The sequence below is a fragment of the Blautia luti genome (assembly GCF_013304735.1).
Taxonomy (GTDB): domain Bacteria; phylum Bacillota; class Clostridia; order Lachnospirales; family Lachnospiraceae; genus Blautia_A.
This window is the reverse complement of the sequence record NZ_JAAITI010000004.1, coordinates 40981-53219: the sequence shown is the minus strand read 5'-3', so window position 1 is coordinate 53219 and position 12239 is coordinate 40981. Positions and strand designations below refer to the sequence as shown.

The window sequence follows — 12239 nt, the reverse complement described above, 5'->3', positions numbered from 1 at the left end:
TAAATGATGACAAAAACGATCATATTCGATTATGATGGAACGATCCATCATACCCTTGGAATCTATGAACCGGCATTTCGTGAAACCTATCAGTGGCTGACAGAGCAGAAGGCTGCAGAAGAACGGGAGATAAGCTCATCGGAAATTGCCGGCTGGCTGGGATTTAACAGTAAGGAGATGTGGAATACATTTTTGCCGGAGCTGGATCAGAGCTATAAAGAGCAGGCAAGCAGGATGGTAGGAGACCTGATGGTCAGACAGATCAGGAAACATAAGGCTGTGTGGTATCCGGGAGCAGAGGAGATGCTTACAGCCTTGAAGAACCGGGGATATCATCTTGTGATCTTAAGCAACTGTAAAGCTTCCTATCGTGAGGCGCACTGGAAGGAATTTGGGATGGAACGATGGTTCGATCATTTTTATGACTGCGAATCGTATGGATTCCGTCCAAAGACAGAGATTGTGCAGGAAATCATTCGGGAATATACAGGTCCTTATCTGGTGGTCGGAGACAGGAGGCAGGATCTGGAATGTGCCAGAGCCTGCAAAAGCCCATTTATAGGATGCCTGTATGGATATGGTGAGAGAGGGGAGCTGAACGGGGCAGATCATCTTGCAGAACATATAGAGGATATACCACAGTTGGTGAGATGAGGATGAGCTCAGCTTTATCCGAAAGCAGAAGCTGTACACTGACAGAAGGTATAGAACTGATGGGAATGGCATAAATATTATAAAAATCCGAAGGATCCTGAAATATGATTTCCCTCAGTCTCTGTATGATCGTAAAAAATGAAGAAGCAGTTCTTGAGAGAATCTTGAAGCCGGTTTCTCAGGTGATGGATGCGATCCTGATCGCAGATACCGGTTCTTCAGACAGAACAAAAGAGATTGCGGAGCAGTATACGTCGCTGGTGTATGATTTTCCCTGGTGTGACGATTTTTCTGCTCCGCGTAATTTTCTTCTGGAAAAAGTCCGCACCGATTACTGGATGTGGATGGATGCGGATGATGTCCTGAATGAAGAAAATCTGGAAAAACTGAAGAGTCTTAAAGAAGCTCTGGATCCCGGAACAGATGTTGTAATGATGGAATATGCGGCAGGGTTTGACCAGAGCGGGAGAACAACATTTTCTTATTTTCGGGAGCGGATAATGAAAACATCCAGAAATTTCAGATGGAATGGGGCAGTTCATGAAACTGTGATTCCGGAGGGAAACATCATCTATTCAGATGTGGTGATCCGGCACCGGAAATGTGGAAAAGGTGATCCGGACCGTAATCTCCGCATTTATGAAAAAATGCTGGCAGGAGGAGAAAAGCTGGAACCCAGACATCAGCTTTATTATGGGAGAGAACTGTATTATCATCAGCGATATCCGGAGGCAGAGGCTGTGTTGGTGGAGTTCCTGAAAAATCCGTCCGGATGGCTGGAAAATAAGATCGATGCCTGTTTTGTACTTGGACAGTGCTACCGGAAAATGGGAGAGAAAAAGTCCGCACTGGAAGCTTTTTTGTACAGTCTGACTATGGATGTGCCGAGGGCGGAAATCTGCTGTGAGGTCGGTAAGATCTTTCTGGAAAGAGAGCTGCCCAGACAGGCTGCCTACTGGTACGGGCAGGCGCTTACTGTGCCTTCAGATAAGAAAAAGGGTGGATTTTTTATGGCTGAGTATCATGGGTTTGTGCCATATATGCAGCTTTGCGTTTGTTATGATAAAATGGGATGTCCGGAGCAGGCATTCTTTTTTCATAAGAAAGCAATGGAGCTGAAGCCGGAAGATTCGGGAGTATTGTATGACCAGAAATATTTCCGGGAAAAATATGGTCTGGCATAAAAAGAAAGACATATTTATTATATTTTCCTGGCAGGGTACAGGCTTGCGGGGATCCTATGCACAGGTAAAAGCTGTTGTCATATACTGTAGGGAAAGTTATTTTCCTATGAGGTGATCGAAGAATGCTGTTCAGGCATCGAAAACGTAAGGAAATGGAAATGCAGCAGGACAGTCATGAGGATTTGTCCTGTATGTCCTGTTATGGAAATCATAGTTCCTGTGGATGTGACAGATGTGGAACAAGAGGCTGCCCAGGCCCTGTGGGACCTACAGGACCAACCGGCCCCAGAGGCTGTCCGGGAGTCCCTGGTCCTATGGGCCCTCAGGGGCCGCAGGGGGAACCGGGAATACAGGGATATACGGGAGCAACGGGTCCGGCAGGAGTAACAGGTCCGACGGGAGCAACAGGAGCAACGGGTCCGGCGGGAGTCATCGGTCCGGTGGGAGCAACAGGTCCGGCTGGTGCAATCGGAGCCACTGGCCCAGCGGGAGCAATCGGCCCAACAGGAGCCACTGGTCCAGCAGGAGCAGCGGGAGCCACCGGTCCTGCTGGAACAGTAACTCCGGCAGCTGCTGTGGGAAATGCAACAAGCGTAGATGATATTGTGGAGGATTTTAATGCACTTCTTGCAAACCTTCGTGATGCAGGACTCCTGGAAAGATAGTGAAATGATAAACACACGTTACTGTGCGGCTGCGTATTTTATGCAGCCGCTGCATATTCTCCATGAAAATATTTCATTGTAGCTTTTCGACGAAAGGTGCTATAATATTTTTATGTAAGTATGATTATGGGGGATGAAATCGTGAAAAAAAACAAGTATGAGATCGATATGTGCAATGGGTCGATCATGGACAAGCTGATCTCGTTTTCACTGCCGCTGATGCTGTCCGGTATCCTGCAGCTGATGTTCAATGCAGTGGATATCGTGGTAGTGGGACGTTTCAGCGGAAGTGAGGCACTGGCGGCAGTAGGCTCCACTACCGCACTGATCAATGTGTTTACCAACCTTTTTATCGGGATCTCTCTTGGTGCCAATGTGCTGGCAGCCAGATTTTATGCTGCCGGTAAGGATGAAGAAATGTCAGAAACAGTACATACATCGATCTTACTGGCTCTGGTCAGCGGGGTCATCATGGCATTTCTGGGAGTGCTCTTTGCCAGGATCTGCCTGGAACTGATGGATACACCGGACGATGTGATCGATCTTTCTACTCTTTATATGCGTATTTATTTCCTGGGAATGCCGTTTTTTATGCTGTATAACTATGGTGCGGCGATCCTGCGTGCTGTGGGAGATACCAAGCGGCCGCTGGTCTTTCTGATCATTTCCGGCTGTGCCAATGCGCTTTTGAATCTGTTTTTCGTGATCGTGTGTCATTTAAGCGTGGCCGGTGTGGGAATCGGAACGGTGATCTCTCAGCTGATCTCCTGCATTCTTGTCCTTCGGTGTCTGTATCAGACAGAGGGAAGCTATCAGCTGCGTTTTTCAAAACTGTCCATAAAGGGAGAGTACCTGAAGCAGATCTTCCAGGTGGGACTGCCTGCCGGGATCCAGAGTACAGTGATCAATTTTTCCAATGTACTTCTTCAGTCTTCTGTAAACTCCTTTGGTTCCATTGCTATGGCAGGATATACAGCAGCCAATAATATTTTTGGATTTCTGTATGTGTCCGTGAATTCGGTTACCCAGGCATGTATGAGTTTTACCAGCCAGAATTACGGTGTTCGGAAACCGAAACGTATGGACCGGGTGCTGGTGGATTGTCTGATCCTGTCCTTTGTGGTGTCCTTTGCCATGGGATGTGGAGCATATTTCTTTGGCCCGCAGCTTCTGAAAATCTATACGGAAGATCCGGAGGTTATCCAGTGCGGAATGGAGATCCTTGCCTATACCACAGTTACTTATTTCCTCTGCGGACAGATGGATCTGTTTCCGGGAGCACTGCGTGGAATGGGACGCTCCGGTGTGCCGATGATCCTGTCTATTATCGGAACGGTCGGCCTTCGAATTGTGTGGATCTTCGGAATTTTCCCGGCTCACAGATCACTGAAAGTACTGTTTATTTCTTATCCGGCATCATGGATCCTTACGATCATCATGCAGGTGACCTGTTTCTGGTTTGTAAGGCGGAAGGTGCACAGACAACTTTTGGGAGAGAATGCAGAATAAAAACGAATACACAGAATATCAGAGAAAGCGGATAGAATTCCGCTTTTCTGTGTTTATGGGGAAAAATAAAACATGTCAGCTCATGTCCATTTTGCAAACAGGAGACATTGGAGCTGAAAAATAAAGAATATGGAGGAAACATGGAATTATTAAAACCTGATTATTACGACGAATTTACCTGTATTGCAGACAAATGCACCATCAGCTGCTGCAGGGAATGGAAGATCAACATAGATGATGAAACCTACAGAAACTGGAAAACCATCCAGCCGCCGTCAGAGGTGCCCGGACACAGAAGCTGCCTGCAGGCCTATACCATGAAAAAGGACGGCAGCCGGATCATGAAGATGACGGAAGAGCACGACTGTCCTTTCCTGGCAAAGAACAGACTGTGCTATCTGGTAAGTGCTTATGGGGATTCGATGCTTTCAGAGACCTGCCAGATTTTTCCAAGGGAGATCCATGAATTTCAGGATCATAAGGAAGCGACCATGATGCCCTGTTGCCCGGCTGTCCTGGACATCTGGAAGGAGAAGAAAAGAATCGCTTTTCCGGAAACTCCAAAAGAAAAGGAACAGCCGCTTTTTCTTGTGCGCCGGAAGGTTATGGATCTTATAATGGATACTGAAAAAACACCGGAGGAAACCCTTCTTGAAAGTTTTTATGTTCTGAAGGAACTTCACCGGAACACGCCGCTTACCACAGAGCTTGTGGAAGATTATTTTTCAGAGAAGACAATTCACCAGCTGGAAAGAGCTATCAGCGAGATAGACCTGCCTGTTCTGGATACTATGGACGAATGCAATGAACTTTTGCAGGACCTGGCTGTAAATTACCGGAAAGAGGGACTTTACCGGAAGTATCTGGAGCCGGTGACGGAGTTGGCGGAGGAATTATCGGAAGAGTATGAGGAAGAGGAAATGACGGAAGCCTGGGAGGATTTTTACCGGGAACTTCGTGCATATGAAAATCTTCTCCGAAGCTTTCTTACCAACGAAGTATATTCGGATCTTCTGACATCAGAAGGAGATCTGGAAGATGCCCTGGTTCATATGCAGTGGATCGGTATGGAATATGCCACCATTCGCCAGGCTGTTTTTCTCCGGTGGCAGAAAGAGGGACGGGGATCTCTTCCCTACGAAACACTCCGGGATTATATGGTAGTGATCTCCAGAATGACCGGATATGAGGAAGACGATATCCGGGAATATCTTGAGAACAGTTTTGAAGAGCTTCTGTGGGAGTGGGGATATTTTGCGCTGATCACAGGGAAATGACTTTATAACCTAAAGTTATATTAAGTATTAAAAATATACATTTTAATTATATGACGTTTTGTGTTAGAATATAGGACGAAAAGGGTAACAGAGGAATGTTGACCCGGAAATGGATAACAATCAGAAAGGAACTTGTTTTATGGATAAGGGAACAATTTTTAAATTTCATAATGACCTCGATACCGATCAGATCATTGCATCCCAGTACCTGCTTCTGCCGAATCTGGATGAGATGAAGAGTCACACATTTGAGTCACTGGATCCGGATTTTTCCAAGAAGGTGAAACCGGGAGATTTTGTAGTGGGAGGAGAGAACTTCGGATGCGGATCTTCCAGAGAACAGGCACCGGGCGTTCTTAAGGCACTTGGAGTAAAGGCAGTCATTGCGAAATCTTTTGCCCGTATTTTCTTCCGCAATGCCATCAATATCGGACTTCCGGCAATTGTCTGTAAGGACCTCCCGGATGATGTGAAGACCGGAGATACCATGGAGCTTCATATGTCCGAGGGAACAGCGGTTGCCAACGGAAAGACTTATTCCTGCACAAAACTGCCGGAATACATGCAGAATATACTGAATCAGGGAGGACTTATCGCTTCTCTGAACCGTGAGGAGGAATAAGAGATGGGAATGACGATCGCAGAAAAAATCATCGCGGCAGCAGCCGGTGTGGACAGCGTAAAACCTGGAGATATCTATACGGTCCAGCTGGATCATCTGATGAGCAATGACGGAACCACACATCTGACTGTTGACATGTACAACAACAAATTAAAAAATCCACATATCGCAGATACAAAGAAACTGGTATTTATCGTAGACCACAATGTACCGTCTGACAGCCCGAAAACAGCAGCATCCCAGAAAAAAATGAGAGATTTTGCAAGAGAGAACAACATTGATTTCTGGGAAGGAAAAGGCGTGTGTCATCAGATCATGATCGAGAATTATGTCCGTCCGGGACAGCTGATCTTTGGTGCAGACAGCCATACCTGTTCTTATGGAGCACTTGGCGCTTTCGGTACCGGTGTAGGATGTACAGACTTTCTTTATGGAATGGTAACCGGAACTTCCTGGGTTATGGTACCGGAAACTGTGAAATTCAACCTGACAGGGAAACTTCCTGAGGGTGTTTATGCAAGAGATCTAATCCTTACCATTATCGGAGAGATCGGAGCAAACGGATGTAATTATCAGGCAATGGAGTTTACCGGCGAAGGCGCCAAAACATTAAGCATCAGCGACCGTATGGCTCTCTGCAACATGGCTGTTGAGGCCGGTGCGAAGACTGGAATCTTTGAGGCAGATGACAAGGCTCTGGAATATCTGAAAGAGCATGGCCGTGAACCAAAAGCTGTATATCACAGCGATCCGGATGCTGTTTACGCAAGAGAGTACACCTTCGATCTTTCCAAAGTACGCCCGGTTGTAGCGAAACCGGACTTCGTTGACAATGTAGTTCCGGCTGAGGAAACCTGCGGCATCAAGATCAACGAGGCATTTCTTGGCTCCTGTAACAACGGCCGTATTGAAGACCTCCGTGTAGGCGCAGAGGTGATCAAGGGTAAAAAAGTTGCAGAAGGCGTTCGTTTCCTGGTCGTTCCTGCAAGCCAGACCATCTACCGCCAGGCATTAAAAGAAGGCCTGATCGATATCTTCATGGAAGCAGGCGCTATTGTGATGAACCCGAACTGCAGTGTATGCTGGGGAAGCTGCCAGGGTGTGATCGGTGAGAACGAGGTTCTTATCAGCACCGGAACACGTAACTTCAAGGGACGTGCCGGACATCCGAGCTCCAAGGTTTATCTGGGATCTGCGGCAACGGTTACCGCATCTGCCATTGCAGGTGAGATCGCAACTGCAGACAGAGTATAAAAACCTCAGAAAAGATATTCAGGAATAAACAGGAGAATATACATATGGAAGCATTTACAGGAAAAGTGTGGGTACTGGGCGATGATATTGACACCGATATCATCATTCCGACCGAGTATCTGGCGCTGAAAACCATTGACGATATGAAACAGTACGGATTCAGTCCCCTTCGCCCGGAGCTGGCAGGACAGATCCAGAAAGGTGACATTATTGTAGCAGGAAAGAACTTCGGCTGCGGTTCCTCCAGAGAGCAGGCACCGGAGATCATTAAAGCACTGGGCGTACAGTGTGTTATTGCGAAATCTTTTGCCCGGATCTTTTTCCGCAACTCCATCAACAACGGCCTTCTTCTTATCGAACAGCCGGATCTTCACGACAATGTGAAAGAGGGAGATGAAGTTACAGTTGTGATGAACGAGCATGTAGACCATAACGGAAAACAGTACCCGATTGCTTCTCTTCCGGAGAATCTGATGGATATTATTCAGGCTGGCGGACTTGTAAAAGCCATGCGTAAACTGAACGGTCTGGACTAAGACGGAAAGGAGAGAAATAATGGGTGAGACGATCATTGAGAAAATTATCAGACATAACACAGGCAAAGCAGTAAAGCCTGGCGATATCGTGACGGTCAATGTTGACAGAGTGATGATCCATGATATCTTTATTCCGTTTGTAGCGGACAAATTCGAGGAGATGGGCTTTCAGAAACTCTGGGATCCGGACAAAGTTGTTCTGATCTATGACCATCTTGTACCTGCAAGCCAGCAGGACGACACCAGACATTTCCATGTGGGAGATGCTTTTGCAGCCAAATATGGTATGAAAAACGTGCACAGAAGTGACGGTATCTGCCACCAGTTGATGACAGAGGCCGGTTACGTAAAACCTGGCAATATCGTATTTGGTACAGATAGCCACACTACCACTTACGGATGTGTCGGTGCATTTTCTTCCGGTATCGGATATACAGAGATGGCCAGCATCCTGGGAACAGGAACCATGTGGATCAAAGTTCCGGAAACCATTAAAGTTGTGATCGACGGAGAACTTCCGGAGAATGTGATGTCCAAGGATATCATCCTCCGCCTGATTGGCGACCTTCGTGCAGATGGTGCGACTTATCGTGCACTGGAATTTTCCGGAAGCACCATTGAGAACATGTCTGTGGCAAGTCGTATGACCATGGCAAACATGGCGATCGAGGCAGGTGCAAAATGTGCACTTTTCACACCGGATGAGAAGACTGCTGCTTACTGTGAGACAGAGCTTGATGAGTTCCAGAAGAGTCTTGTAGGCGATGAGGATGCCGTTTATATGAAGACCATGACTTATAAGGCAGAGGATTTTGTACCGGTTATGGCTTGTCCGTCACAGGTGGACAAGATCCGTGATGTCAGCGAGCTTCAGGGTGAGACCATCGATCAGGTATTTATCGGTTCCTGTACAAACGGACGTCTGGAAGATCTGATGGCAGCAGCAGAAGTCCTGAAGGGCAAAAAAGTTGCAGACTTTGTAAAACTGATCGTAACTCCTGCAAGCCGCAAGATCTACCGTCAGGCCATTGAACTTGGTATTCTGGATACGCTTGCTGAGGCAGGTGCCATCATCACACATCCGGGATGCGGACTTTGCTGTGGAAGAACCGGCGGAATCCTGACAGACGGGGAGAAGGTTGTGGCAACCAACAACCGTAATTTCCTGGGACGTATGGGAACTTCCAAGGTTCAGATCTATCTGGCATCTCCGAAAACTGCAGCAGCCTGTGCGATCGCAGGTAAGATCGTAATGCCGGAATAAGCAGCAGAAGATCCGTTCGAAAATACTGCTGACAGAAACATAAAAAAGAAACGTATGAAAGGACAGATTTTCGCGAGGAGCGGCAGTCTGTCTTTTTTACCGGTTCAGGCGGATCCTGGATAAATCATTTTTACAGAAGAGGGGGATTCGTTGTATTATAATAACAGCCAATGTGACAACATAACATATAATACATAAGACTCGAGGGATAAGGGTATGGAGAAAAAATTAACCATCAGTAAAAAGACACTGAAGATCATACTTGGGATCTGTATTGCCGCAGCAATCCTGGCTGTGGCCGGGTTATTTGGCTACACATACATGGCAGATCACAACACACTGGGCCGGAAAATTTCCGTGTGGGGAGTGGAGGTTTCCAGGCTGGACGCAAAGCAGGCAGAAGAAAAAATTGCTGCGGAATTTGAAAACCGGCCGGTATCTTTTCAGGAAAATGACAAGGAGGTTTACAGCACGACGCTCAAAGATCTGGGGTACAGCCTCAATGAGGAAGATCTTCTGAATAAGCTTACAGACCTTCAGAAACAGAGAGAAGAGAACCGGAAGATTTTTCCAAAGGAAGAAAACGTAAATCTGGAATGCCAGATCGAGGAAGATGAAGAGCAGGAAAAACAGGCTCTGGATCTTTCCAATTTCGGAACGGAAGAAAGAAAATCTTCCACCGATGCATCCATTCAGTACAATGAGGAGAAAAAAGAATTCATCCTTGTGAAACAGGTACAGGGCACGGAGATTGATCCGGATAAACTGGAGACCACCGTGGACACAAATCTGAATGCGGCATTTGATACAGCTCTTCTTGGAGATACAATCACAATCCCGTTGAACAAACATGTATATATCAGCCCGGCAGTGACAGCAACAGAAGATATGGAAAATAAAGTTACAAGTCTGAACAGTCAGCTGAAAAAATACCGGAGTACTACAGTTACATACACATTTGGAAGTGAAACGGTTGTGCTGGATGCAGACACCATCAGTTCCTGGCTGAAAGTGGAAGGTGAGACCCTGACTCTGGATGAAGATGCCATCAAAACCTATATCAGCGATCTTGCCAACAAATACAATACCATTTATGTTCCCCGTACTTTCCATACCTCAACGGGAACGGACGTGACCATTGAGGGGAATGAGTATGGATACCGGATCGACCAGGACGGAGAGTACGCACAGCTTGTGGAAGATCTGAAAAGTGGTACTGCAGTTACCCGTGATCCCGTTTACAGCAAAACCGGTTATCAGAGAAACGGAACTGACGATCTTGCAGGCAGCTACATAGAAGTCAGCCTGGATGCCCAGCATCTGTGGCTTTATAAAGATGGAAACCTTGTGACAGAAACGGATATTGTCAGCGGAAAACCGGTGAAGGGCCGGGAAACATACCGTGGTGCATGGCCCATTGCCTATAAGGCAAGTCCTTTTAATCTGACCAGCGCGGAATATGGATATGATGTAAAGGTCAATTACTGGATGCCTTTTGTCTACGGACAGGGCCTTCATGATGCTTCCTGGCAGTCTTCTTTTGGGGGAAACCGGTATAAGACCAACGGAAGCCACGGATGTATCAACCTGCCAAAGGATCAGGCGGCACTGATCTATGAGACGATTGATGCGGGATACCCGATCATTATTTACTGATTGAAAAAGAAAACAGTCACCTGGTCTAAAGCCGGGTAATCTGGCCGGATGAGTCAGATAGACTGAGATTATATTAAAAAAGCTTCGGAGAAATCCGGAGCTTTTTTATGCCACAGGAAATTACAACACCGTGTCAGTAATGAGAAGAATTTTTAAAAGTGTGTTAAAAAAAACACAAGAAATTACTGGAAATGACTTGTAGAAATAAGAATATCGTGTTATGATGGTTTAAGAAATCGAGCTAATACACTTCTTAATTGCGGAGGAAGAGTGTTTTACCTCTTTTATTTGAGCACTTTTAAGAAAAAATCTCAAGTAAGTGTTAGTCAGGTTTCCTTTTTTTATGTATATATTGTTAAAAAATAAACAATATTTAGATAAAAAAGATGCATTTAAACCGTCAGATTTTAGACTAAGAAAGGATAATGAAAAGTATGAAGTACAGTTATTATCCGGGTTGCACCCTGAGAACAAAGGCCAAAGATCTGGATGAGTATGCCAGAGCCAGTGCCGCAGCCCTTGGGTTTGAGCTTGAGGAGATCGAGGACTGGCAGTGTTGTGGTGGTGTTTATCCGCTTGGCACAGACGAGATCGCAACAAAGCTTTCTTCCGTCCGTGCGTTAAACCAGGCAAAAGAAAAAGGCCAGGATCTGGTGACGATCTGTTCAGCCTGTCATCATGTGATCAAGCGTGTCAATGATGATATGAAAAATGTGGAAGATATCCGGACCAGAGCCAACAATTATATGCAGTTGGAAGCTCCCTATGAAGGAGAGACAACCGTTCTCCATTATCTGGAGGTTCTCCGGGACAGAGTCGGTTTTGATAAACTGAAAGAAAAAGTAGTAAATCCTTTTACCGGAAAGAAGATCGGAGCCTATTACGGATGTCTGCTTCTGAGACCTGGAAAGATCATGGCATTTGATGATCCGGAAAATCCAAGGATCATGGAGGATTTTATCCGTGCCCTTGGCGCTGAGCCTGTGATCTATCCTTACAGAAATGAATGCTGTGGAGGATATATATCCCTGAAAGAAAAAGAAATGTCACAGAATATGTGTGAAAAGATCGAAGAAAGTGCAGCCGGATTTGGCGCAGATATGCTGATCACTGCCTGTCCACTGTGCAAATATAATCTGAATAAAAATGCCGGAAACAGACTGCCGGTTTACTATTTTACAGAGCTTCTGGCAGAAGCCCTTGGCGTCAAAGAGGAGGTGGCAAAATGAGAGATAACCATTCTGCTGCGGAAAAAATAAAGGAGATCAGCGGGACCAATCCTCTGAAATGTATGAAGTGTGGCAAATGCTCTGCTACCTGCCCATCCTTTGACGAGATGGATATCAAGCCTCATCAGTTTGTGTCCTACGTGATCAATGAAAATATCGAAGCACTTGTAAATTCAGCATCCCTGTGGAAATGTCTTTCCTGTTTTGCCTGTGTGGAGCGCTGTCCGCGAGACGTAAAACCCGGAAAGATCATTGACGGGGCAAGACAGCTGGTTGTCCGGGAAAAAGGCGGAGACTATCTTTCACCAAATGAAATTCCGGAGCTTCTTGATCCGGAGCTTCCTCAGCAGCTGCTTGTAAGTGCGTTCAGAAGATACAGGAGGTGAGAA

11 protein-coding genes and 1 pseudogene are annotated in these 12239 nt (G+C 46.2%); all 12 read left to right on the top strand.

Annotated elements, in window-relative coordinates; translation table 11 throughout:
* Nucleotides 1-3 precede the first annotated feature (3 nt).
* Entirely contained in the window at nucleotides 4-654 is a 651-nt protein-coding gene (locus G5B06_RS03560) for an HAD family hydrolase (protein ID WP_244094525.1), read from the top strand.
* Between the two features lie 104 nt (nucleotides 655-758).
* A complete protein-coding gene (locus G5B06_RS03555) occupies nucleotides 759-1838 on the top strand; it encodes a glycosyltransferase (protein ID WP_118071375.1) in 1080 nt (359 codons plus the stop codon).
* A 263-nt stretch (nucleotides 1839-2101) separates the two neighbouring features.
* Nucleotides 2102-2419, top strand: a pseudogene (locus G5B06_RS19750) (collagen-like protein); the annotation flags it as partial.
* Between the two features lie 210 nt (nucleotides 2420-2629).
* Complete coding sequence (locus G5B06_RS03545) at nucleotides 2630-4012, top strand: MATE family efflux transporter (protein ID WP_334297579.1); 1383 nt, start codon at nucleotides 2630-2632, stop codon at nucleotides 4010-4012.
* A gap of 140 nt (nucleotides 4013-4152) precedes the next feature.
* A complete protein-coding gene (gene fliB / locus G5B06_RS03540) occupies nucleotides 4153-5289 on the top strand; it encodes a flagellin lysine-N-methylase (protein ID WP_173762309.1) in 1137 nt (378 codons plus the stop codon).
* 139 nt (nucleotides 5290-5428) lie between these two features.
* Nucleotides 5429-5911: a 3-isopropylmalate dehydratase small subunit 2 gene (leuD, locus tag G5B06_RS03535; RefSeq protein ID WP_021978214.1), complete on the top strand. Its 483-nt coding sequence runs from the start codon at nucleotides 5429-5431 to the stop codon at nucleotides 5909-5911.
* A gap of 3 nt (nucleotides 5912-5914) precedes the next feature.
* Nucleotides 5915-7165, top strand: coding sequence for a 3-isopropylmalate dehydratase large subunit (locus G5B06_RS03530; RefSeq protein ID WP_118071372.1), 1251 nt, complete (start codon nucleotides 5915-5917; stop codon nucleotides 7163-7165).
* Nucleotides 7166-7209: 44 nt separating this feature from the next.
* A complete protein-coding gene (locus G5B06_RS03525) occupies nucleotides 7210-7701 on the top strand; it encodes a 3-isopropylmalate dehydratase small subunit (protein WP_021653000.1) in 492 nt (163 codons plus the stop codon).
* 19 nt (nucleotides 7702-7720) lie between these two features.
* The gene (locus G5B06_RS03520) at nucleotides 7721-8965 is read left to right on the top strand and encodes a 3-isopropylmalate dehydratase large subunit (protein WP_021652999.1); all 1245 of its coding nucleotides are present in this window, start codon (nucleotides 7721-7723) and stop codon (nucleotides 8963-8965) included.
* Nucleotides 8966-9181: 216 nt separating this feature from the next.
* On the top strand, nucleotides 9182-10621 hold the full coding sequence (locus G5B06_RS03515) for a L,D-transpeptidase family protein (protein WP_173771373.1): 1440 nt from the start codon (nucleotides 9182-9184) through the stop codon (nucleotides 10619-10621).
* Between the two features lie 434 nt (nucleotides 10622-11055).
* On the top strand, nucleotides 11056-11850 hold the full coding sequence (locus G5B06_RS03510; protein ID WP_118515708.1) for a CoB--CoM heterodisulfide reductase iron-sulfur subunit B family protein: 795 nt from the start codon (nucleotides 11056-11058) through the stop codon (nucleotides 11848-11850).
* Nucleotides 11847-12236, top strand: coding sequence for a 4Fe-4S dicluster domain-containing protein (locus G5B06_RS03505; RefSeq protein ID WP_015524685.1), 390 nt, complete (start codon nucleotides 11847-11849; stop codon nucleotides 12234-12236). The genes G5B06_RS03510 and G5B06_RS03505 overlap by 4 nt, the downstream gene beginning before the upstream one ends.
* Nucleotides 12237-12239 lie beyond the last annotated feature (3 nt).

Excerpts from the sequence above, each read along its gene's own strand:
- G5B06_RS03560 (WP_244094525.1), top strand. The coding sequence starts at position 4 with ATGATGACAAAAACGATCATATTCGATTATGATGGAACGATCCATCAT.
- G5B06_RS03555 (WP_118071375.1), top strand. The coding sequence starts at position 759 with ATGATTTCCCTCAGTCTCTGTATGATCGTAAAAAATGAAGAAGCAGTT.
- G5B06_RS03545 (WP_334297579.1), top strand. The coding sequence starts at position 2,630 with ATGGGGGATGAAATCGTGAAAAAAAACAAGTATGAGATCGATATGTGC.
- fliB (WP_173762309.1), top strand. The coding sequence starts at position 4,153 with ATGGAATTATTAAAACCTGATTATTACGACGAATTTACCTGTATTGCA.
- leuD (WP_021978214.1), top strand. The coding sequence starts at position 5,429 with ATGGATAAGGGAACAATTTTTAAATTTCATAATGACCTCGATACCGAT.
- G5B06_RS03530 (WP_118071372.1), top strand. The coding sequence starts at position 5,915 with ATGGGAATGACGATCGCAGAAAAAATCATCGCGGCAGCAGCCGGTGTG.
- G5B06_RS03525 (WP_021653000.1), top strand. The coding sequence starts at position 7,210 with ATGGAAGCATTTACAGGAAAAGTGTGGGTACTGGGCGATGATATTGAC.
- G5B06_RS03520 (WP_021652999.1), top strand. The coding sequence starts at position 7,721 with ATGGGTGAGACGATCATTGAGAAAATTATCAGACATAACACAGGCAAA.
- G5B06_RS03515 (WP_173771373.1), top strand. The coding sequence starts at position 9,182 with ATGGAGAAAAAATTAACCATCAGTAAAAAGACACTGAAGATCATACTT.
- G5B06_RS03510 (WP_118515708.1), top strand. The coding sequence starts at position 11,056 with ATGAAGTACAGTTATTATCCGGGTTGCACCCTGAGAACAAAGGCCAAA.
- G5B06_RS03505 (WP_015524685.1), top strand. The coding sequence starts at position 11,847 with ATGAGAGATAACCATTCTGCTGCGGAAAAAATAAAGGAGATCAGCGGG.